Origin of the sequence: Tepidimonas aquatica (assembly GCF_007556585.1) — a bacterium.
In the GTDB taxonomy this organism is placed as follows: domain Bacteria; phylum Pseudomonadota; class Gammaproteobacteria; order Burkholderiales; family Burkholderiaceae_C; genus Tepidimonas; species Tepidimonas aquatica.
The window spans coordinates 1-21,538 of sequence record NZ_VJNA01000023.1; the positions used below are offsets into that span (position 1 = coordinate 1).

General features: G+C 70.4%; 20 protein-coding genes and 1 pseudogene. 11 read left to right on the forward strand and 10 right to left on the reverse strand.

Features of this window, described 5'->3' with window-relative positions; genetic code table 11:
• From Taqua_RS09220 to Taqua_RS09230, 3 genes and pseudogenes are all read left to right on the forward strand, one after another.
• Nucleotides 1–111: pseudogene (locus Taqua_RS09220) on the forward strand (IS5-like element ISCARN85 family transposase); the annotation flags it as partial.
• A gap of 31 nt (nucleotides 112–142) precedes the next feature.
• Complete coding sequence (locus Taqua_RS09225; RefSeq protein ID WP_246094675.1) at nucleotides 143–640, forward strand: HD-GYP domain-containing protein; 498 nt, start codon at nucleotides 143–145, stop codon at nucleotides 638–640.
• On the forward strand, nucleotides 637–3,075 hold the full coding sequence (locus Taqua_RS09230; protein ID WP_246094676.1) for a sensor domain-containing protein: 2,439 nt from the start codon (nucleotides 637–639) through the stop codon (nucleotides 3,073–3,075). The genes Taqua_RS09225 and Taqua_RS09230 overlap by 4 nt, the downstream gene beginning before the upstream one ends.
• Here Taqua_RS09230 and Taqua_RS09235 read toward each other — a convergent pair.
• Together Taqua_RS09235 and Taqua_RS09240 are read right to left on the reverse strand one after the other, a co-directional pair.
• A complete protein-coding gene (locus tag Taqua_RS09235) occupies nucleotides 3,067–3,600 on the reverse strand; it encodes a TlpA disulfide reductase family protein (RefSeq protein ID WP_144326390.1) in 534 nt (177 codons plus the stop codon). The genes Taqua_RS09230 and Taqua_RS09235 overlap by 9 nt on opposite strands.
• Nucleotides 3,597–4,205 carry a hypothetical protein gene (locus Taqua_RS09240; RefSeq protein ID WP_144326391.1) on the reverse strand — a complete coding sequence of 203 codons (609 nt, stop codon included), beginning with the start codon at nucleotides 4,203–4,205 and terminating at the stop codon, nucleotides 3,597–3,599. Before Taqua_RS09240 ends, Taqua_RS09235 begins: the two co-directional genes overlap by 4 nt.
• A gap of 55 nt (nucleotides 4,206–4,260) precedes the next feature.
• Between Taqua_RS09240 and mpl the strand changes: the two genes are divergently transcribed.
• Nucleotides 4,261–5,709 carry a UDP-N-acetylmuramate:L-alanyl-gamma-D-glutamyl-meso-diaminopimelate ligase gene (gene mpl / locus Taqua_RS09245; RefSeq protein WP_144326392.1) on the forward strand — a complete coding sequence of 483 codons (1,449 nt, stop codon included), beginning with the start codon at nucleotides 4,261–4,263 and terminating at the stop codon, nucleotides 5,707–5,709.
• Here mpl and Taqua_RS09250 read toward each other — a convergent pair.
• From Taqua_RS09250 to rodA, 4 genes are all read right to left on the reverse strand, one after another.
• Nucleotides 5,703–6,023 (reverse strand): hypothetical protein, encoded by a 321-nt coding sequence (locus Taqua_RS09250; RefSeq protein WP_144326393.1) that lies wholly within the window; start codon nucleotides 6,021–6,023, stop codon nucleotides 5,703–5,705. The genes mpl and Taqua_RS09250 overlap by 7 nt on opposite strands.
• 100 nt (nucleotides 6,024–6,123) lie before the next feature.
• Nucleotides 6,124–7,260 carry a 3-deoxy-7-phosphoheptulonate synthase gene (locus Taqua_RS09255; protein ID WP_144326394.1) on the reverse strand — a complete coding sequence of 379 codons (1,137 nt, stop codon included), beginning with the start codon at nucleotides 7,258–7,260 and terminating at the stop codon, nucleotides 6,124–6,126.
• Nucleotides 7,261–7,516: 256 nt separating this feature from the next.
• Nucleotides 7,517–8,983: a metalloprotease TldD gene (tldD, locus tag Taqua_RS09260; RefSeq protein WP_144326395.1), complete on the reverse strand. Its 1,467-nt coding sequence runs from the start codon at nucleotides 8,981–8,983 to the stop codon at nucleotides 7,517–7,519.
• Nucleotides 8,984–9,043: 60 nt separating this feature from the next.
• Nucleotides 9,044–10,201 carry a rod shape-determining protein RodA gene (gene rodA / locus Taqua_RS09265; RefSeq protein WP_144326396.1) on the reverse strand — a complete coding sequence of 386 codons (1,158 nt, stop codon included), beginning with the start codon at nucleotides 10,199–10,201 and terminating at the stop codon, nucleotides 9,044–9,046.
• Nucleotides 10,202–10,225: 24 nt separating this feature from the next.
• On the opposite strand from rodA, the gene Taqua_RS09270 reads away from it, so the two are divergent.
• The 7 genes from Taqua_RS09270 (at nucleotide 10,226) to ruvC (ending at nucleotide 17,742) form a co-directional block, all read left to right on the forward strand.
• Nucleotides 10,226–10,849 carry a YqiA/YcfP family alpha/beta fold hydrolase gene (locus Taqua_RS09270; protein WP_144326397.1) on the forward strand — a complete coding sequence of 208 codons (624 nt, stop codon included), beginning with the start codon at nucleotides 10,226–10,228 and terminating at the stop codon, nucleotides 10,847–10,849.
• 7 nt (nucleotides 10,850–10,856) lie between these two features.
• Nucleotides 10,857–12,266: a DNA repair protein RadA gene (gene radA, locus Taqua_RS09275; protein WP_144326398.1), complete on the forward strand. Its 1,410-nt coding sequence runs from the start codon at nucleotides 10,857–10,859 to the stop codon at nucleotides 12,264–12,266.
• A gap of 293 nt (nucleotides 12,267–12,559) precedes the next feature.
• On the forward strand, nucleotides 12,560–13,258 hold the full coding sequence (locus Taqua_RS09280) for a 7-cyano-7-deazaguanine/7-aminomethyl-7-deazaguanine transporter (RefSeq protein WP_144326399.1): 699 nt from the start codon (nucleotides 12,560–12,562) through the stop codon (nucleotides 13,256–13,258).
• A gap of 136 nt (nucleotides 13,259–13,394) precedes the next feature.
• Nucleotides 13,395–15,473, forward strand: coding sequence for a ribonuclease catalytic domain-containing protein (locus Taqua_RS09285; protein ID WP_144326422.1), 2,079 nt, complete (start codon nucleotides 13,395–13,397; stop codon nucleotides 15,471–15,473).
• Nucleotides 15,474–15,559: 86 nt separating this feature from the next.
• A complete protein-coding gene (locus Taqua_RS09290; RefSeq protein ID WP_144326423.1) occupies nucleotides 15,560–16,366 on the forward strand; it encodes an energy transducer TonB in 807 nt (268 codons plus the stop codon).
• Between the two features lie 18 nt (nucleotides 16,367–16,384).
• Nucleotides 16,385–17,155, forward strand: a complete 771-nt coding sequence (mtgA, locus tag Taqua_RS09295; RefSeq protein ID WP_144326400.1) for a monofunctional biosynthetic peptidoglycan transglycosylase — start codon at nucleotides 16,385–16,387, stop codon at nucleotides 17,153–17,155.
• 38 nt (nucleotides 17,156–17,193) lie between these two features.
• Nucleotides 17,194–17,742, forward strand: a complete 549-nt coding sequence (gene ruvC, locus Taqua_RS09300) for a crossover junction endodeoxyribonuclease RuvC (protein ID WP_144326401.1) — start codon at nucleotides 17,194–17,196, stop codon at nucleotides 17,740–17,742.
• 19 nt (nucleotides 17,743–17,761) lie between these two features.
• Here the strand turns inward: ruvC and Taqua_RS13250 are convergent, their stop codons facing one another.
• The 4 genes from Taqua_RS13250 to ftsA all read right to left on the reverse strand — a co-directional run bounded on the left by Taqua_RS13250 (nucleotide 17,762) and on the right by ftsA (nucleotide 21,534).
• Complete coding sequence (locus tag Taqua_RS13250; RefSeq protein WP_185969600.1) at nucleotides 17,762–17,938, reverse strand: hypothetical protein; 177 nt, start codon at nucleotides 17,936–17,938, stop codon at nucleotides 17,762–17,764.
• A gap of 11 nt (nucleotides 17,939–17,949) precedes the next feature.
• Nucleotides 17,950–18,873 (reverse strand): UDP-3-O-acyl-N-acetylglucosamine deacetylase, encoded by a 924-nt coding sequence (gene lpxC, locus Taqua_RS09305; RefSeq protein WP_144326402.1) that lies wholly within the window; start codon nucleotides 18,871–18,873, stop codon nucleotides 17,950–17,952.
• Between the two features lie 184 nt (nucleotides 18,874–19,057).
• The gene (gene ftsZ, locus Taqua_RS09310; protein WP_144326403.1) at nucleotides 19,058–20,278 is read right to left on the reverse strand and encodes a cell division protein FtsZ; all 1,221 of its coding nucleotides are present in this window, start codon (nucleotides 20,276–20,278) and stop codon (nucleotides 19,058–19,060) included.
• A gap of 26 nt (nucleotides 20,279–20,304) precedes the next feature.
• The gene (ftsA, locus tag Taqua_RS09315; RefSeq protein ID WP_144326404.1) at nucleotides 20,305–21,534 is read right to left on the reverse strand and encodes a cell division protein FtsA; all 1,230 of its coding nucleotides are present in this window, start codon (nucleotides 21,532–21,534) and stop codon (nucleotides 20,305–20,307) included.
• Nucleotides 21,535–21,538 lie beyond the last annotated feature (4 nt).

A 21,538-nucleotide genomic window follows, 5' to 3' on the forward strand; every position in this document is an offset into this window, starting at 1 on the left:
CTGTTCCGCCGTCTGAAAGGGTTCCGCCGCATCTTCAGCCGCTTCGACAAGCTCGACGTCATGTTCGCGGCCTTCATCCACTTCGCACTGATCGTCGAATCGTTGCGATAGTGTTAACAGGCCCTAGGCGGTGGCGCAGGCGGTGGCACAACACCACGAAGCCGCCGACGGCAGTGGCTTTCCGCACGGCCACGCCGCCGAGGCGCTGACCCCCGCAGCCCACGTGCTGGCGTTGATCAACCGCTACGACCGGCTGTGCAACCCCCACCACCCGGCCAAGGCGCTCACGCCGCACGAGGCCTTGGCCCTGCTGTTCGCGCGGCACAAAGCGCAGTTCGAGGCACGCACGCTGGCTGCCTTCATCCGCATGGTGGGGGTGTATCCGCCGGGCACGATCGTGCAGCTCAGCGACGGGCGCTACGCCACCGTGCAGGCGGTCAACGCCAGCCGGCCGCTGAAGCCGCGCGTGCTGGTGCACGACCCCACCGTGCCGCGCAGCGAGGCGCTGCTGCTGGACCTGCAGGCGCAGCCGCAGCTGTCGATCCAGCGCAGCCTGCGGCCTGACCAACTGCCGCGCGCCCGCTACTGCTACTTTTTCGAGCGCGCGCTCGACGCCCAGGCCGGGGAGGAACGACCGTGAGCCACCTGCACTGGGCCGCCATCACGGAAGGGCTGCTGGAGTCCGTGTGGGTGGTGGATCCCGAAACGCTGCGCATCGTCGCGGTCAACGAGGCGGCGCTGCGCCTGGTGGGTGCCCAGCGCGACGAGATGGTGGGCAGCCCCGTGCACCAGTGGGCCAGCGACCTGCAGGACCACGTGTACTGGGACGAGTGGTGCCGCGGCGTGCAGCAGACGCTGGAATCCGAAGCCATGCTGGTGCGTCGCGACGGCGAGGTGCTGCGCGTGCAGCGCCGCATCGGCCCGGTGTGCCCCGCCGACGGGGCAACCGTCGTGCTGGTGGCGATGCAGGATCTGACCGAGTACCAGCGCACCCAGCAGCGCCTGGAGGCGCTGCTGGCCGAGCTGCGCGCGGTACTGGAGTCGTCGTCCGACGGCATCCTGGTGTGCGACCTGGACGGGCGGGTGCGCGCCTTCAACCGTGCGTTTGCGCAGATGTGGGCGCTGCCGACGACGCTGCTGACCACCCCGGACGACCCGGCGCTGCTGCGCCACCTGGCCGCCAGCGTCAGCGACGCCAGCGCCTTCCAGGCACGCCTGAGCGAGCTGCAGCGCGCCCCGCTGATGGAGGCACACGACATCGTGCTGCTGCGCAGCGGACGCATGCTGGAACGCACCTCGCGGCCGCAACTGGCGCGCGGCCGCCCGATCGGGCGCATCCATGTCTACCGCGACGTCACCGAGCGCGCCGCCATCGACGCCAAGCTGCGCCTGGCGGCCAAGGTGTTCAAGTCCAGCCTGGACGCCATCGTCGTCACCGACCCCGAGCGGCGCATCGTCGCTTGCAACCCGGCGGCGCTGCGGCTGACCGGCCGGGCCGACGACGACCCGGCTGGCCAGCCGGTGGCCGCGCTGCTCGACGCCCCCAACCGCCCCGGCTGGGAGGCGGAGGTGGCGGCGGCGCTGGCCGAGCGCGGCTACTGGGAAGGCGAGCTGTGGCTGCGGCGCGCGCACGCGCCCGCCGTGGCGTTGCTGGTGTCGTGGGTGCTGCTGCGCGACGCGCAGGGGCAGCCGCTCAACACCGTGCTGTTCGCCAAGGACCTGTCGGAAAAGCTCGAGGCCCAGCGCCGCATCGAGCAACTGGCCTACCACGACCCGCTCACCGGCCTGCCCAACCGGCTGCTGCTGGGCGAGCGCGTCGCCCACGCGGTGCGGCTGGCGCAGCGCAGCGGGCGTGGCTTTGCGGTGCTGTTTTTGGACCTGGACCGCTTCAAGGGCATCAACGACTCGCTCGGGCACGCCTTTGGCGACCGCGTGCTGGTCGAGGTGGCGCAGCGCCTGCAGCGCTGCCTGCGGCAAACCGACACGCTGGCGCGGCTGGGGGGTGACGAGTTCGTCATTCACTTGCACGACGCCGACCGTGTGGCCGCCGAGCGTACCGCGCAGCGCATCATCGAGGCGGTGGCGCGCCCGGTGACGATCGACGAGATGCAGTTCACGTTGTCGTGCAGCATAGGCATCGCCATGTACCCGCACGACGGCACCACGCTGGACGAGCTGATCCAGTGCGCCGACACGGCGATGTACCAGGTCAAGGAGCGAGGCAAAGGGCACTGGCGCTTTTACCAGGCCGAGATGAACGCGCACCTGCTGGCGCGCATCCAGACCGACCACGCGATGCGCCTGGGGCTGCAGCACGGCGAATTCGAACTGCACTACCAACCGCGCGTGAACCTGCGCAGCGGCCGCGTGACGGCGTGCGAAGCGCTGCTGCGCTGGCACCGCCCCGGCCATGGGCTGGTGCTGCCGGGCGCCTTCATCGGCGTGGCGGAGGAAACGGGCCTGATCGCGCAGCTCGGGCAGTGGGTGCTGGAGCAGGCGGTGGCGCAGGCGCGCCGCTGGGCCGACGCCGGGCGTCCTGCGCAGGTGGCGGTCAACGTCTCGGCGCTGCAGTTCGAGCAAGCCCAATTCGTGCAGGACGTGGCCGACACGCTGCAGCGGTACCGGCTGCCCGCCAGCCTGCTGGAGCTGGAGCTGACCGAGACGATCCTGGTGCGTGACGCCGAAGAAGCGCTGGCCAAGCTGCAGGCGCTGGCCGAGCTTGGCGTGGCGCTGTCGCTCGACGACTTTGGTACCGGCTATTCGAGCCTGACGTACCTGAAGCGCTTTGCGCTGCACCGGCTCAAGATCGACCGCAGCTTCGTGCAGGCGCTGCATGAGGATGGCCAGGCCGACGCCGCCATCGTCGCGGCGATCGTGCAAATGGGGCACGCGCTGGGCATGGAGGTGGTGGCCGAAGGGGTCGAGCACGCGCCGCAGCTGCAGCGGCTGCAAGCGCTGGGCTGCGACCACTTTCAGGGCTTTTGGTACGCGCGGCCGTTGCCGGTGGCCGAGGTCGAAGCGCACCTGGGCCGCGCGGTGGCGCTGCCCAGCCTGGACGCCGAGACGTCAGCCTGAGCCAAGCGCCGTCGCCCAGGTGCGCAGGTCGTCCTCCTTGACCTGGCCGAGCTTGCGCGCGTGCACGCGCCCCGCCGCGTCAAAAACGACACTGAACGGCAGCGCGCCGGTGGCGTTGCCCAACTGCTTGGCCAGCTCGGTGCCGCCCAGGCCCGCCAGCCCCACCGGCAGCGTCAGCGGCATGCGCTGCAAAAAGGCACGCACGCTGCTGGGCTGGTCGATCGCCAGCGCCAGCACGCGCCAGCCGTCGGCGCGCCGCTCGTCGTAAAAGCGCTGCAGCAGCGGCAGCTCTTCCACGCACGGCGGGCACCAGGTGGCCCAAAAGTTGAGCAGCAGCGACCCTCCGCGCAGCGCCTCGGCACGCACTTCGCCGCCCGCCGGCGTGGGCCAACGTCCGGCCCAAAACGCCGCCGCGGCTGCGTCGGCCGCCGGCTCCAGCCGCAACCGCCACGCGGCCACGCCGACGCCGGCCAGCGCCGCCAGCGCCCCCACGCCCACCATCCAACCACGCCGCGTGCCGCTCATGCCTGGGCCCCTTCGGCGTCAGCGTGCAGCAGCGCCTGCAGCTCGGCCGCCGTGCCGCGTGGGGTGCGCCCCAGCGCATCGGCCAGGCGCGCTCCACGTTGCGCTGCGGTGTCGTTGACCCACAGGTGCACCGTCACCCAGTCCTGCAGCGCCTCGCAGCGCTGCGCGACGCTGAGCACCTCCACATCGCGTCCGTGCAACCCGCGCGCGCGCTGCACGTCGTAGCGCACACCGGCGTTGATCAGCGCGATCTCCACCGCTTTGGGGTCGTCACTGAACAGTTGCAGGTGCACGTCCGAGCGCCGCGTCGCGGTGCCGTGCCACACCGCCCCGCCCACCAGCGGCTCGAACGCCGCCAGGCGCTGCATCCACTGCAGCGCCACGCGGCGCAGGGCACGCAGCTCGGTCGGCTGGGTGTCGGCATGAAACAGGGCCAGGTACTCGCGGATGGCGGCGTCCAGCGTCGTCGCATCGGGCAGCGGCGTGCGCGCGGGCAGCCCCAGGCGCTGCAGCGCACGCTGGCAGGCCGCGCGTGCCTCCAGGCCTTCGTCCACCATGTGGGCGGCGGCCAAGGCGGCGATTTCGTGTTGCAGGGCGGCAGGCATGCCGGCATTGTCGGCGATTCGCGGCCGTGGCGCAGCGGCCCGCGATAATGCGCCCATGCACATCCACATTTTAGGCATCTGCGGCACCTTCATGGGCGGTCTGGCGGCACTGGCGCGCGAAGCCGGCCACCGCGTCACCGGTTGCGACGCCGGCATCTACCCGCCGATGAGCGAGCAGTTGCAGGCGCTGGGCATCGAGATGATCGAAGGCTACGGGGCCGATCAGCTCGCGCTGCGCCCCGATGTCTTCGTCGTCGGCAACGTGGTCAGCCGCGCCCGGCGGCCCGACGGCCGCCCCAAGTTCCCGTTGATGGAAGCGATCCTGGACGCCGGGGCGCGCTACACCAGCGGCCCGCAGTGGCTGGCCGAGCACGTGCTGCGCGGTCGCCACGTGCTGGCGGTGGCCGGCACCCATGGCAAGACCACCACCACCGCGATGCTGGCGTGGATTCTGACCTGCGCGGGGCAGCAGCCCGGCTTTTTGGTCGGCGGGGTGCCGCTGGACCTGGGCGTCTCGGCGCGCTTGGGGCGCTTGCCGTCGGCCGGGACGCGCACGCCGTTCGTCATCGAAGCCGACGAGTACGACACGGCGTTTTTCGACAAGCGCAGCAAGTTCGTGCACTACCGTCCCCGCACCGCCGTGCTCAACAACCTGGAGTTCGACCACGCCGACATCTTCGACGACCTGGCGGCCATTGAGCGGCAATTCCACCACCTGCTGCGCACGGTGCCGGCCAGCGGCCGCGTGGTGGCCAACGGGCTCGAGGAGAGCCTGACGCGCGTGCTGCACCAGGGCCTGTGGAGCGAGCTGCGCACCTTCGGGGCCGCCGACAGCGACTACAGCGCCGACGGGGAGCCGCACGACTTTGCCGTGCTGCGCCGTGGTACCCCGGTGGCGCGCGTGCGCTGGGGCTTGAGCGGCGTGCACAACCAGCTCAACGCACTGGCGGCCATCGCCGCGGCCGAGCACGTCGGCGTCGAGCCGGGTCAGGCGGCCGAAGCGCTGGCCGCTTTTCAGGGGGTGCGGCGGCGGCTGGAGGTGCGCGCGCGCGTCGCGCTGGGCGACGGGATCGTCACCGTCTACGACGACTTTGCGCACCACCCGACCGCGATGCGCACCACACTGGAGGGCCTGCGCCAGCGGCTCGACGCGCAGGGGCGTGGGCACGAGCGCATCGTGGCCATTTTTGAGCCACGCTCCAACACGATGAAGCTGGGCACGATGAAAGCCCAGTTGCCTTGGGCCCTGGAGCCGGCCGCGCTGGCGTTTTGCCACGCCGGCGGCTTGGGCTGGGACGCCGCCGCCGCGCTGGCCCCGCTGGGCGCGCGCGCGCAGGTGGCGCCCGACATCGACACGCTGGTGGCGCAGGTGGTGGCCGCCGTGCGCCCGGGCGACCACCTGCTGTGCATGAGCAACGGCGGCTTTGGCGGCGTGCACGACAAGCTGGCCGCGGCGCTGCGCACGGCTGCGGCCGGTGCAACCCCAACCGCGGCGCTTCAGTAGCCGACCGTCAGTGCGGGGACGTCGACCTTGACGATCGGCTTGGCCAGCAGGCTGCTGGCCGCGCGGGCGTACACCATCGCCCACGCGCGGTGCTCGGGCTGGGCAAAGCGCTGCTCGCCCACCACCTGGGCGATGGCCAGCACCTTGTCGGCGGTCAGCACCTTGCCGGTCAGGCGCAGCGGCTCACACCCCAACGCGGTGAACTGCTCGTCCAGCCACTGCCGCGCCAGCTCGTGCGGCATCGGCTGCACCTCGTCGAGGTCGAACGTGTACTCCCGCCCGGGGCCAAAGGAAACGATGACGTGGTTGCGCATGGTGGTGCCTCGCGGTCAGGAGGGGCTGCTGGGCAGCACGCCCGCAGCCGCCATCGTACACCGAGGTGGCGCCACCGTGCGCCCAAAACCCCGCGGCGCTTCAGCCGCGCTGCCGCCGGCGCTGCGCGACCGCCGCGGCCAGCGTGTCCAGCACCTGCAGCGAGGTGTCCCAGTCGATGCAGGCGTCGGTGATGCTCTGACCGTAGGCCAGCTTGGCCGGGTCGTCCTTGCCTGGGGTGAACTTTTGCGCGCCGGCGCACAGGTGGCTTTCCACCATCACCCCGAAAATGCGCTGCGAGCCAGACGCGATTTGCGCGGCCACGTCGCGCGCCACGTCCACCTGGCGCTCGTGCTGCTTTTGGCTGTTGCCGTGGCTGCAGTCGATCATCACGCGCGCCGGCAGCTTGGCGTCGGCCAGCTGCTGGCAGGCGATGGCCACGCTGTCGGCGTCGTAGTTCGGCAGCTTGCCGCCGCGCAGGATGACGTGGCAGTCGGGGTTGCCTTTGGTGCGCACGATGGCCACCTGGCCGTTTTTGTGCACCGACAAAAAGTTGTGCGGGCGGCTGGCGGCCAAGATGGCGTCGGTGGCGATGCGGATGTTGCCGTCGGTGCCGTTTTTGAAGCCGATCGGCGCGCTCAGCCCCGAGGCCAGCTCGCGGTGCACCTGGCTTTCGGTGGTGCGCGCGCCGATCGCCCCCCACGAGATCAGGTCGGCGATGTACTGCGGGCTGATGACGTCGAGAAATTCGCTGGCCGCCGGCAGGCCCAACCGGTTGATTTCGATCAGCAGCTGGCGCGCGATGCGCAGCCCCTCATCGATGCGGAAGCTCTCGTCCAGGTACGGGTCGTTGATCAGCCCCTTCCAGCCGACGGTGGTGCGGGGCTTTTCGAAGTACACCCGCATGATGATTTCCAGCGTGTCCGCGTGGCGGTCGCGCTGCTCTTTCAGCCGCCGGGCGTACTCCATGGCCGCGGCGGGGTCGTGGATCGAGCACGGCCCGATGATGACCAGCAGCCGGTCGTCCTTACCGTGCAGGATCTGGTGGACGGCGCGGCGCGTGTGCGTGATGAGCTTTTCGATCGCGGTGCCCCGAATCGGAAAAAAGCGGATCAGGTGCTCGGGCGGCGGCAGCACGGTGATGTCCTCGATGCGTTGATCGTCGGTCTGGCTGGTGCGGTCGGCCGGGTGCGCGTACCACGCATCGCTCAAGCTGGGTTTGGCGGGGCTCGGGCTCATGATCGGGACTCCTTGCATCGTGCGGATCGGGGCAAAAAAAAACCGCCGGTGTTGCCACCGACGGTTGGGGGGTTGGATGCGCGCTTTACTGGGGGCGACTTCCGTCCTCTCGACCGCCGGTGGAGCCAGAGAACCAAAAGTAGCCAAAGTAAAAGCTGCGCCGTTGCATGGCGACCAATGTAGCACAGTTTGCTTGACACGCGGCTGACAGCCCGCCGACGCGCGTGGCGCCGCCGCAACAGCGCGGCCAGGCGGGTCAGGCCGTGCCGCCCACCGTCAGGCCGTCGATGCGCAGCGTGGGCTGCCCCACCCCCACCGGCACGCTTTGGCCTTCTTTGCCGCAGGTGCCGATGCCAGCGTCGAGCTGCAAGTCACGCCCGATCATGCGCACGCGCTTGAGCGCTTCGGGGCCGCTGCCGATCAGCGTGGCGCCCTTGACCGGGTAGGCCAGTCGGCCGTTTTCAATCCACCACGCGCTGCTGGCCGAAAAGACGAACTTGCCACTGGTGATGTCCACCTGCCCACCGCCGAAGTGCGTGGCGTACAGGCCACGCTGCACGCTGGCGATGATTTCCTGCGGATCGTGCGGGCCGGCCAGCATGTAGGTGTTGGTCATGCGCGGCATCGGCAGGTGGGCGTAGCTTTCGCGCCGGCCGTTGCCGGTGGCCGCCACCCCCATCAGCCGCGCGTTGAGGCGGTCCTGCATGTAGCCGCGCAAGATGCCGTCTTCGATCAGCACGTTGCACTGGGTCGGCTCGCCCTCGTCGTCGATGTTGAGCGAACCGCGCCGCCCCGCCAACGTGCCGTCGTCCAACACCGTGACGCCCTTGGCGGCCACGCGCTGGCCGATGCGGCCACTGAAGGCGCTGGAGCCTTTGCGGTTGAAGTCGCCCTCCAGCCCGTGGCCGACCGCCTCGTGCAGCAGCACGCCGGGCCAGCCCGGGCCCAGCACCACCGTCAGCTCGCCCGCCGGCGCCGGGCGTGACTCCAGGTTGGTTAGCGCCGCGCCGACGGCTTCGTCCACGTACTGCGCCAGCAGCGCGTCGTCGAAGCGCTCCAGTCCCCAGCGTCCACCGCCGCCCGACGACCCCACCTCGCGCCGCTGGCCCTGCTGCGCGATCACCGTCAACGACAGGCGCACCAGCGGGCGCACGTCGGCGGCCAGCACCCCGTCGGCACGGGCCACCAGCACCACGTCGTACTCGGCGGCCAGACCCGCCATCACCTGCACCACGCGCGGGTCGCGTGCACGCGCCATGCGCTCCAGCCGCTCCAGCAGCGCCACCTTGGCCGCGCTGTCCAGCGTGCCGATCGGGTCGTGCGCGTCGTACAGCTGGCGCGACGCCGCCACGCGACGCCGCCACCGGCGCAGGTCGGCCTGCTGGGCGGCGCCCAGGCGGCCAATGGCGCGCACGCTGTCGGCGGCTTCGCGCAGCGCCGCCCAGCTCAGGTCGTCGGAGTAGGCAAACGCGGTCTTGTCGCCGCTGATGGCGCGCACCCCCACGCCTTGGTCGATGCTGAAGCTGCCAGTCTTGACGATGCCCTCTTCCAGGCTCCAGCCTTCGCTGCGCGTGTACTGGAAGTACAGGTCCGCGTCATCCACGCCGGGCCCCATGATGCGTGCCAACGCCCGGCGCAGGTGGGTTTCGTCCAATCCGTAGGGCTCAAGCAGCAACATGCGCGCCGTGGCCAGGCGCTGCAGGGTCGGTTCGATGGCGATCATGCGCCGCATTGTAGGCAGGCCCCACCCACCCTGCCAACCGTAGGGACGCAGGGCACGACGTCAGGTCGGCACCAGGCGCTTGTACCGCCCCACCGACAGCATCAGCCCCAGGCTGGCACCCAGCGCCACCATGGCGGTGCCACCGTAGCTGACGAACGGCAGCGGCACCCCCACCACCGGCAGCAGCCCACTGACCATGCCGATGTTGACGAACGCATAGACGAACTGCACCAGGATCAGCGCCCCGGCCAGCAGCCGGCCAAACAGGGTCGACGCTTCCATGGCCAGCACCAGACCGCGCCAGATGAACACGCCGTACGCGGTCAGCAGCACCAGCACCCCTACCAGGCCGAACTCCTCGGCCAAGGCGGCGAAGATGAAGTCCGTGCTGCGTTCGGGCACGAAGTCCAGGTGGGTTTGCGTGCCCTGCATGAAGCCTTTGCCCCACACCCCCCCGGAGCCGATGGCGATGAGCCCCTGCAAAATGTGAAAGCCCTTACCCAGCGGATCGCGCGTCGGGTCCAGCAGCGTGCACACGCGCTGGCGCTGGTATTCGTGCAGCACCACCCAGTCCACCCCGGGCGCGCACCACTGCGGCTCCATCACCACCAGCACGCCCGCCCCGAGGGCGCCCAGCAGCAGCGGCGGCACGATCAGCATCCAGCTCAGGCCGGCAAAGTAAATCACGAACAGCCCCGAGGCCAACACCAGCAACGCGGTGCCCAGGTCCGGCTGCAGCATGATCAAACCCACGGGCAGCGCCAGCAACGCCGCCGCCACGGCAAAGTCCAGTGCGCGCAGCCGCCCTTCGCGCCGCTGGAACCACCATGCCAACATCAGCGGCATGGCGATTTTCATCAGCTCACTGGGCTGGATGGTCATCACGCCCAGGTCGAGCCAGCGCTGCGCGCCCTTGCGCGTCACGCCCACCAGCTCCACCGCCACCAGCAGCAGCACCCCCACCACGTAGGCCGGCACCGCCAACGCCTGCAGGCGCTGCGGCGGCACTTGGGCCACCACCACCATCACCACCGCACCGATCAGAAGGTTGCGCAGGTGATCCTGCACGCGGCCTTCGATGTCGAACGCCACCGACAGCATGACCAGCTGCCCCAGCAGCGCCAGCAGCGCCACCGACAGCAAAAACGGCCCATCAAAGCCCCGCACCCACGGGGCCAGACGGGTCCACAACGGCGGTTTTTGGATCACGACGGCCATGGCAGCTGCATTATCCTGTGCGCCATGGCCAACTTGCCCTCCGCCCCCCTCGCGCCGCCCGCGTCGGCGTGCACCCACCTGCTGTACCTGCACGGCTTTCGCTCCTCGCCGCGCTCGTTCAAGGCGCAACGGCTGCAGGCTTACCTGCGCGCGCACCACCCCCACGTGACATGGGCCTGCCCCGCGTTGCCCCCCAGCCCGGCCCAGGCGTGGGCGCTGATCGAGCGCGCCGTGGCCGACTGGCCCGGCGACACGATGGCCGTGGTGGGCTCATCACTGGGTGGTTTTTACGCCACCCGGCTGGCGTGGGCCCGGGGCTGCCGCGCGGTGCTGATCAACCCCGCGGTAGACCCCGCGCGCGACCTGGCGCGCCACATCGGCGAGCATCCGGTGTGGCATGACCCCACCGAGCGCATCCACTTTCAGCCCGCCCACGTGGACGAGCTGCGCCGCTTGCGCGTGGGCGCGCTGCCCCACCCCGAACGGGTGCTGCTGATCGCCGCCACCGGCGACGAGGTGCTGGACTGGCGCGAGATGGTGGCGCGCTACCCCGGCAGTGTGCACCGCATCGTGCCCGGCAGCGACCACGGGCTGTCGGACTTCGACGACCACCTGCCGGCGCTGCTGCGCCACCTGGGCCTGGAGTGACGCCACCATGGCCAAGGACAAAACCCAGTACAGTTGCAGCGCCTGCGGCGGCCAGACCCCGCGTTGGCATGGACGCTGCCCCCACTGCGGGGCCTGGAACACCTTGGTGGAGGTGCTGGCCCCCGCCAGCACGCCGAGCCTGGGTGGCCTGGGCGCGCTACGGCAGGGGTTGGCCGCCACCGGGACGCTGGCGCGGCTGGCCGACATCGACGCCGCCGACGTGGCACGCACCCCCACCGGGCTGACCGAGCTGGATCGCGTGCTGGGCGGTGGCGTCGTGCCCGGGGCCGTCGTGCTGATCGGGGGCGACCCCGGCATCGGCAAATCCACCCTGCTGCTGCAAGCGCTGGACGCGCTGCAGCGCGCCGGTCTGCCCACGCTGTACGTCACCGGCGAAGAAAGCGGCGCGCAGGTGGCGCTGCGCGCGCGCCGTCTGGGCTTGGGCGACAGCCAAGTTGCGGTGCTGGCCGAAATCCGGCTGGAAACCATCCTGGCCACGCTGCAGCAGCAGCGCCCCGCGGTGGCGGTGATCGACTCGATCCAGACCATCTACACCGAGCAGCTCAGCTCCGCGCCGGGCTCGGTGGCCCAGGTGCGCGAGTGCGCGGCGCTGCTGACGCGCGCGGCCAAAACCAGCGGCGCGCACGGCACCACGCTGGTGCTGGTGGGCCACGTCACCAAAGAGGGCGCGTTGGCCGGCCCACGTGTGCTGGAGCACATGGTCGACACGGTGCTGTACTTCGAAGGCGACGCGCACAGCAGTTTTCGGCTGGTGCGGGCCATCAAAAACCGCTTCGGCGCGGTCAGCGAGCTGGGCGTGTTTGCGATGACCGAGCGCGGGCTCAAAGGCGTGGGTAACCCCAGCGCGCTGTTTCTGAGCCAGCACCGCGAGCCGGTGCCGGGCAGCTGCGTGCTGGCCACGCTGGAAGGCACGCGCCCGTTGCTGGTGGAGGTGCAGGCGCTGGTGGACGCGGGCGGCCCCGCGCCGCGGCGCTTGAGCGTTGGCTTGGAACGCGACCGCCTGGCCATGCTGCTGGCCGTGCTGCACCGCCACGCCGGCGTGGCCTGCGGCGACCAAGACGTGTTCGTCAACGCAGTGGGGGGCGTGCGCATCGCCGAGCCGGCGGCGGACCTGGCGGTGCTGCTGGCCATCGTCAGCAGCCTGCGCGGGCGTGCGCTTCCGCGCGGCTTCGTCGCCTTTGGCGAAGTGGGTCTGGCCGGCGAAGTGCGCCCCGCGCAGCGCGGGCAGGAGCGCCTCAAGGAAGCCGCCAAGCTCGGCATGGCGGTGGCGGTGGTGCCGAAGGCCAACCTGCCGCGCAAGCCCGACGCGGCCTTTCTGCGCGCCACCGAGGGCCTGAAGCTGCACGGTGTCGAGCGCGTCGAGGAGGCGCTGGAGGTGGTGCGGGGGCTGGCTTGACCCCGACCACGGCGGGCCGGGGTTGACGCCGCGCTGTGGCAAGCCCTGGCCACACGGCCCCACATGGTGGTGGTGATGCGTCACACCGAGGTGGGCCGCGAGGGACAATCGACCACCTACGACCCCAGCGGCCAGTGCCGCGGCGAGCTGGGCCTGCGGCCCTGAGGTCGCGCCACACGCCCGGGCACCCCGCCGGCGTCGGCCTAAGCGGTACAATTTGGTTTTTCCGCTCCTGGTCGGCCACCTGTGGTCGGCGTGGGTTCCCTCACCCCACTCATCAAAAAGGATTCGACATGGCGTTCGTGCCGTTGGCTGCCGTGGCGCAGCCCCAGCCCTCCCTCACCCTCAACCCCGAGGCCCAGCGGCGCACCATCGCGTGGTTGGCCGCTGCGCACATCGCGCTGATCATCGCCAGCAACTACTTGGTGCAAATCCCGTTCACGCTGGGCGGGGTGCACACGACGTGGGGGGCGTTCACGTTCCCGCTGGTGTTCGTGCTGACGGACTTGACGGTGCGTGTGCTGGGCCCACAGGTGGCGCGGCGTGTGGTGGCCTGGGTGATGCTGCCGGCCCTGCTGGCGTCGTACGTGGTGTCGGTGCTGTTTTTCGAAGGCGCGTTCGCTGGCTGGGCGGCGCTGGCCACCTTCAACGCGTTTGTTTTTCGCATCGCGCTGGCCAGCTTCATGGCCTACGTGGTCGGGCAGTTGACCGACATCGCGGTGTTTGCGCGGCTGCGCCGGCTGGCACAGTGGTGGGTGGCGCCGGCGGCGTCCACCATCGTCGGCAGCCTCATCGACACGTTCGTCTTTTTCTCGGTGGCGTTTTGGCGCAGCAGCGACGCCTTCATGGCCGAGCACTGGGTCGAAATCGCGCTGGTGGACTACGCCACCAAGCTGGCGTTCAGTCTGGTGGCGCTGCTGCCGCTGTACGGTGCGGCGCTGCGTGCGGTGCTGCGCCGGCTGCCGGCGGCGCCCGCGGTGCGCTTGGTCTGACGCACGTCGCCCCTTGTGCCCGTCCCAGCGGGCGGGTCAACTCGCTACACTTGCGCTTGGCCGTTGCGCCCGTCGCCGCGCCGTCCGTCGCGCCCCGGCTGGGCGTGCCTTGTGGGTTGTACGAAAGCGCATCACGTTGTTTGCCTTGTTCGAAGAAGCCGGCAAGCTGGCCGGCGGTCGTATCCTGTCGTCCACCGACGCCACGCACCAGATCGAGCTGGACTCGGGCCGGCGCGTCAAGGTCAAGGCGACGCAGGTGTTGCTGACCTTTGCCCAGCCCGCTGTGGCCGAGCTGCTGCGCGATGCCACCGAGCTGGCCGCCCAGATCGACCTGGACCTGGCGTGGGAGTTTGCCCCCGAAGGCGACTTTGGCTTTGCGGAACTGGCGGCCATGTACTTCGAGGACCCGCCCAGCACCGTGCAGCAAGCCGCCACGCTGCTGCGGTTGCACGAGGCGCCGCACTACTTCCGCCGCGCCGGCAAAGGCGGGCGCTTTCGCAAGGCGCCCGCTGACGTGCTGCAGCAGGCGCTGGCCGCCATCGAGCGCAAAAAAGCCGTTCAGGCGCAAATCGACGCCTGGGCCGACGAGCTGGTGCAGGGCCGCTGTCCCGAGCCGATCCGCGCGCAGCTGTACCGCATCCTGTTCAAGCCGGACAAAAACGCCCCTGAGTACAAGGCCGTCGTGCACGCGGCGCGCACCACCCACTTGGCGCCGCTGGCGCTGCTGCAGCGCGCCGAGGCCATCACCAGCGCGTACCAATTCCACTGGCAGCGCTTTTTGCACGAGCACTTCCCGCGTGGCACGGGTTTTGCCGCGCTGGCAGCGCCGCCGCTACCGGATGACCTGCCGCTGGCCGAAGGGGTGGCGGCGTTTTCGATCGACGACAGCAGCACCACCGAAATCGACGACGCGCTCAGCGTGCAGGGCCTGGGCAGCGGCACGGTGACGCTGGGCATCCACATCGCGGCGCCCGGGCTGGCCATCGCGCCCGGCAGCCCCCTGGACGCGGTGGCGCGCGAGCGGTTGTCCACCGTCTACATGCCGGGGCACAAAATCACCATGCTGCCCGACGCCGTCGTGCAGACCTACACGCTGGCCGAAGGCGCGCCACGGCCGGCGGTGTCGCTGTACCTGACGATCGACGAAGCCACGCTGGAAGTGCGCGGCAGCACGACGCGGCTGGAGCGTGTGCCGATTGCGCACAACCTGCGCCACGACCAGCTCGATGGCGTGGTGAGCCCCGCCTGGCTCGAAGACGCAAGCGGCCCCAGCTGGCCGGGCGTGCCGGCGCATGTGGCTGCGCTGCACGGCCCGCTGGCGTGGCTGTGGCGGCTGGCGCAAGCGTGCAAAGCGCGCCGCGAAGCGGTGCGTGGGCGGCCGGAGACCTTCACCCGCCCCGACTACACCTTCAAGTTGCTGGGCGTTGCCGGGGACGAGCCCACCGGCGACGAAACCGTGGTCATTGGCACGCGCGCGCGCGGCGCGCCGCTGGACCTGATCGTGGCCGAAGCGATGATCCTGGCCAACCACCACTGGGGCCAGTGGCTGGCCGACAGCGGCGTGCCGGGCATTTACCGCAGTCAAACCAGCCTGGCCCCTGGCATCAAGGTGCGCATGGGCACCAAGCCGCTGCCCCATGCCGGCATTGGCGTGCCCTGCTACGCGTGGAGCACCTCGCCGCTGCGGCGCTACACCGACCTCGTCAACCAGTGGCAAATCATTGCCTGCGCGCGCCACGGCACCACCGCGGCGCTGGCCGCGCCGTTCAAGCCGAAGGACGCGGCGTTGCTGGCCATCATCAGCGCGTTTGACGCCGCCTACACCGCCTACGCGCAGTTTCAGGGGACGATGGAGCGCTACTGGACGCTGCGCTACCTGCGGCAGCAGGGCATCACCGAGCTGGAGGCGGCCTACCTGAAAGACAACCTGGTGCGCGCCGAGACGCTGCCACTGGTGTTGGCGGCGCTGGGCACCGACGGTTTGCAGCGCGGCGAACGCGTGCGGGTGCGGCTGGGCACCATCGACGAGGTCAGCCTTGAGGTCACCGGCACCGTGGTCGAGCGGCTGGGCGTCACCGAGCCGGTGGAGGGCGACACGCTGGAAGGCGAACCCGAGGAGGTGCTGGAAGCGCCGCTGACCGTGGCGGTGGCGATGGACGACGCCGACGAGGCGGCCGCGGCCAGCCCGGCCCCCACCCCTGCTGCCCCGGTGTGAGGAGACGCTGCGTGGCCACGGCTGCGGCACCCGCTAACCACTGGCTGCAACGCGTGCGCGAGGACCCACTGCCGTGGGCGCTGGCGATGTCGGTGGCGCTGCACGTGCTGGTGCTGGCGGTGCGGCTGGTGCCGCCGTCGTCATCCCAGCGCGTGTTGCAAGGCACACCGCTGGAGGTGATCCTGGTCAACGCGCGCGACGAACGCGCCCCGGCGCGCGCGCAAGCCATCGCGCAGGCCAACCTGGTCGGCGGCGGTGACGCTGACAGCGGGCGCGCCCGCTCGCCGCTGCCACCGGCGCCGGTGCTGCGCCCCGGCGACACACTGGAAGACGAAGAGCGCCGCCTGGAGGCAATGCAGGAGCGTCAGACCCGGCTGCTGGCGCAGCTGCGGCGCGACATCGCGCAGCTGCGCACCGCCGACCCGCAGGAGACCCCCGAGCAGGCCCAGGCGCGCGAGCAGCGCCGCCAGGCGCTGGTGCAGGCGCTGGCCGAGATCGAGCGCCGCATCGAACGGGAAAATACCCGTCCGCGGCGGCGCTACGTCAGCCCGGCTACGCGCGAGGCCGTCTACGCGCTGTACTACGACGAGCTGCGCCGCCGCATCGAGGAGCGCGGCACCGCCCATTTCCCCGAGCAAGGTGGCCGCAAGGTGTACGGCGAGCTGACCATGGTCATCACCGTCAACCACGATGGGCGCGTGCTGGGCACCGAGGTGGTGCAAGGCTCGGGCAACCCGTTTTTGGACCAGCACGCGCGCGCCATCGTGCACGGGCTCACCTTCGCACGCTTCAGCCACGCCATGCGTGCGCGGGCTGACCAAATCGTCGTCGTCTCACGCTTCCGCTTCACCCGCGAGGGTGGCCTGCACACCCAGGTGGGCTCAGCGCCCTGAGCCCGCTGCCGCACCGCCATGCCACGCGCAACCCCCGCCACCACGTCCAAACCCCGCCGCCGAGGCGCGTGGCTGCTGCGCTGGCTGGGCTGGACGCTGCTGGCCGCGCTCAGCCTGCAAGCGTGGTTTGCGCTGCGCGTCGGCATGCTGGCGTGGGTGGACGCGCCCAGCACCTCGTTTCAGCGCACCGAAGCCTGGCGGCTGGCGCGCGCTGGTGAGCTTGGGCGCTGGCGCCACCAGGGGGTGCCCACCGAGCGGCTGTCGCCGCAACTGATGCGCGCCGTCATCGCGTCCGAAGACAGCGGCTTCACCGAACACTTCGGGGTGGACTGGCAGGCCATGCAGTCCGCCTGGCAGCGCAACCAGCGTCAGTGGCAGCAAGCCGCGCGGCGCGCCGGTAACGGCCCGGTGCGGCCCGCGCGGCTGGCGGGCGGCTCCACCATCACGCAGCAACTGGCGAAAAACCTGCTGCTGTCAGGCGAGCGCACGCTGCTGCGCAAGGGGCAGGAGCTGCTCATCACCTGGATGCTGGAAGCCATGCTGGACAAACGCCGCATCCTCACGGTGTACCTCAACAGCGTCGAGTGGGGCGACGGCCTTTTTGGCGCCGAGGCTGCGGCGCGTCACTACGCGCGCAAAAGCGCCGCGCAACTCGGCGCCGCCGAGGCCGCCCGCCTGGTGGTGCTGTTGCCCGCGCCTAAGCGCTACGGCCGTCGGCCCGACTCGGCCTACCTGAGCGGCCGCGCACAAACGGTGCTGGCGCGCATGCCCGCGGTGCGCCTGCCCTGACGCTGCGCGCGGGGCGTCAAACGATTACCATCGGCAGCATGCGCATCCTAGGCATCGACCCCGGGCTGACGGCCACCGGCTTTGGCGTCGTCGACGTCGAGGGCGCCCGGCTGCACTACGTGGCCAGTGGCGCCATCCGCACCAGCCCCGACGACGGAGCGCTGCTGCCCCAGCGGCTGCGCACGCTGTTCGACGGCATTGGCGAGGTGGTGCGGCGCTACCAACCGACGGTGGCGGCGCTGGAAATCGTGTTCGTCAACGTCAACCCGCAGGCCACCCTGATGCTGGGCCAGGCGCGCGGCTGCTGCCTGACGGCGCTGGTCGCGCACGACCTGCCGGTGGCCGAATACACCGCGCTGCAGCTCAAAAAAGCCGTCGTCGGCTACGGCAAGGCGCACAAATCGCAGGTGCAGGAGATGGTGCGCCGCCTGTTGAACCTGCCCGGCCTGCCCGGCAAAGACGCCGCCGATGCGCTGGGCCTGTGCATCACCCACGCCCAGGTGGCGCGCACCACCGCCGCCATCGCCCGCGTGGCGCCGCTGCGCGCGCGCGCCCACGCCGCCTACAAGGACGGGCGCAGTTACTGAACACCTTGCCGCACGGCCACTACCCCACGCGGCTGAGCACCAGCACGGCAAAAAACCCCAGCGCCGCGATGACCGTCCACTTCAGGATGACGATGCCCCAGCGCAGGAAGTGCTTGCGGCCCGTACCCAGGTAAAAAGCAAAGCACAGCACCGCCGCGCCCAGCAGCGCGAACATCAGGAAGCGAAACAGAAACATGGCGCCGCCCCCTACCAGGCCGGGGCCAGGCGTGCCAGCCCCTGGGGCGCGCGGCGCTCGTCGTCGAAGGTGACGACTTCGTACGCGTCGGGCTGCGCCAGCAGCGCGCGCAGCAGCCGGTTGTTGAGCGCGTGGCCCGAGCGGTAGGCGCGGTAGTGCGCCAGCAGCGGCCGCCCCAGCAGGTACAGGTCACCGATGGCGTCCAGCATCTTGTGCTTGGCGAACTCGTCGTCGTAGCGCAGTCCGTCGGCGTTGAGCACTTTGACGTCGTCGAGCACGATGGCGTTGTCCAGCCCACCCCCCAACGCCAAGCCTTGCGAGCGCATGGCCTCGACGTCGCGCGTAAAGCCGAAGGTGCGCGCCCGGGCGATGTCGCGCGCGTAGTGACCGCTGCCGAGGTCGAACTCGACGTGCTGGCCGGTGGCGCTCACCGCCGGGTGGTCGAACGCGATCTCGAAGCTGAGCTTGAAGCCGTCGTAGGGCTCCAGGCGCGCCCACTTCAGCGTGGGGCCGTCGCCCTCGCGCACGTCGACCGCGCGCTTGACGCGCACGAAACGCCGCGGCGCCGGCTGTCGCTGCAGGCCGGCGCTTTGCAGCAGGTACACAAAGGCCGCCGCCGACCCGTCCAGGATCGGCACTTCCTCGGCGGTGATGTCGATGATCAGGTTGTCGATGCCCAGCCCGGCGCAGGCGCTCATCAGGTGTTCGACGGTGTGCACACGCACGCCGCCGCGGCCCAGCGTCGAGGCCAGCCGGGTGTCCACCACGGCGTCGGCGCTGACGGGGATGTCGACCGGCTCGGCCAAATCCACACGCCGAAAGACGATGCCGCTGTCGGGCGCTGTCGGGCGCAGCGTGAGCTCGACGCGCTCGCCGCTGTGCAGCCCCACGCCGACGGCGCGCGTGAGGGTCTTGAGCGTGGTTTGGGCAATCATGGCTGGCATTGTAGGCGCGCGGTCGGCAGCGCGCCTACGCTGGGTGGCAGCGCCCCCATGCGGAGGCAGGGCATGGTGCCGCGGCACCGCGTCGGCCTGCGACGCCGAGGCCCCCCAAGCAGGCAGCGTACCCGAATACGCGGCCACCGGGCCAGGTTCCCGGTGCCGCCGGGGCGCGCGACCGTCAGTCGGCTTGCTTGCGCAGGAAGGCCGGGATCTCGTAGTCGTCCATGCCGCTGGAGGCCAGCGCCTCGACGCGCGACGCGGCCCCGCTGCGCGGGTTGAGCCACACGCGCGGCACGTTGGGGTGCGCCCCGCTGGCGGCGCCCGCCGCGGCGCCCGCGCCGCCGACGGCCTGGTTCAGCGTCGGGATGAACGGCACGTTGTCGGTGCCGGTGCGCAGACCCTGCTGCGACTGCACCACCGTGAACGGCTGGCGCTGGCCCGCGCGGCTCAGACCGGTGGCCACGACGGTGACGCGCAGCGCGTCGCCCAGCGACTCGTCGTAGGCGGTGCCGTAGATGACGTGCGCGTCGGGCGCGGCAAAGGCGCGGATGGTGTTCATCGCCAGCTTGGACTCCGACAGCTTCAGCGACCCTTTGGCGGCGCTGATCAGCACCAGCACGCCCTTGGCGCCGCGCATGTCCACGCCCTCCAGCAGCGGGCAGGCCACGGCCTGCTCGGCGGCGATGCGGGCGCGGTCCGGACCGCTGGCCACCGCGGTGCCCATCATGGCCTTGCCGGGTTCGCCCATCACGGTGCGCACGTCTTCGAAGTCGACGTTGACCAGCGCCTCGACGTTGATGATTTCGGCGATGCCGCCCACCGCGTTTTTGAGCACGTCGTTGGCGGCGGCGAACGCTTCGTCCTGGGTGACGTCCTCACCCAGCTCTTCGTGCAGCTTGTCGTTGAGCACGACGATGAGCGAGTCGACGTTTTGCTCCAGTTCGGCCAGGCCCTCTTCGGCGTTGGCCAAGCGGCGCGCGCCCTCCCAGTCGAACGGCTTGGTCACCACGCCGACGGTGAGGATGCCCATTTCCTTGGCCATGCGCGCGATGACCGGCGCCGCACCGGTGCCGGTGCCGCCGCCCATACCGGCGGTGATGAACAGCATGTGCGCACCCTCGATGGCTTCGCGGATTTGCGCTTCGGCCGTCAGCGCGGCTTCGCGCCCCTTGTCGGGCTTGCTGCCGGCGCCCAGGCCGGTGCGGCCCAGTTGGATGACGCGGTGCGCCGACGAGCGCGCCAGCGCCTGCGCGTCGGTGTTGGCGCAGATGAACTCCACGCCCTGCACGCGGCTGGCGATCATGTGCTCGACCGCGTTGCTGCCACCACCGCCGACACCGATCACCTTGATCTGCGTGCCGCGGTTGAATTCTTCGACCTCGATCAGTTCGATGCTCATGAAACGCTCCTGCTGTTGACCTGGATTTAGAAGTTGCCGACGAACCACTCTTTGACGCGCGTCAGCAGGCCGCCGACCGAACCTGCCTTTTGCGCCACCTTCTGCCCGCGCAGGCGCGCCAGCCGCGCCTCCTCGAGCAAACCCATCACCGTGGCCGCGCGTGGCTGCGCGACCATGTCGCCCAGAGTGCCGCTGTAGCGCGGCACGCCGCGGCGCACGGGCTTGAGAAAAATGTCCTCGCCCAGCTCGACCATGCCGGGCATGACGGCGCTGCCGCCGGTCAGCACGATGCCGCTGGACAGCAGCTCCTCGTGGCCGGAGTTGCGGATGACCTCCTGCACCAGTGCAAAAATCTCTTCCACCCGCGGCTCGATGACGCCGGCCAAGGCCTGGCGGCTGAGCATGCGCGGGCCGCGGTCGCCGATGCCGGGCACTTCGACCTGCTGGTCCGGATCGGCCAGCAGTTGCTTGGCGCAGCCCGCTTCGACCTTGATGTCCTCGGCGTCCTTGGTGGGGGTACGCAACGCCATCGCGATGTCGTTGGTGATCAGGTCACCGGCGATCGGGATGACCGCGGTGTGGCGGATGGCACCACCGGTGAAGATGGCCACGTCGGTGGTACCGGCGCCGATGTCGACCAGCGCCACGCCGAGTTCTTTTTCGTCGTCGGTCAGTACCGCCTGGGCAGCCGCCAGCGGGTTGAGCATCAGCTGCTCCACCTCCAGCCCGCAGCGGCGCACGCATTTGAGGATGTTCTCGGCCGCGCTTTGCGCCCCGGTGACGATGTGCACCCTGGCCTCCAGGCGCACGCCGCTCATGCCGATCGGCTCTTTGACCTCTTGGCCGTCGATGATGAACTCCTGCGGCTCGACCAGCAGCAGCCGCTGGTCGGTGGGGATGTTGATGGCGCGCGCGGTGTCGATGACGCGCGCGACATCGGCGGGGGCGACCTCGCGGTCCTTGATCGCCACCATGCCCTGCGAGTTGAGGCCACGGATGTGGCTGCCGGTGATGCCGGTGTAGACCCGCCCGATGCGGCAACCGGCCATCTGCTCGGCTTCTTTGAGCGCTTGCTGGATGCTGGCAACCGTGGCGTCGATGTTGACCACCGCGCCGCGCTTGAGGCCGGTGCTGGGGCCGACGCCCAACCCGACCAGTTTGAGGTCGCCGCCCGGCAGCACCTCGGCCACCACCACCATGATCTTGGCGGTGCCGATGTCGAGTCCGACGACGAGATCGCTGTATTCCTTGGCCATGGTC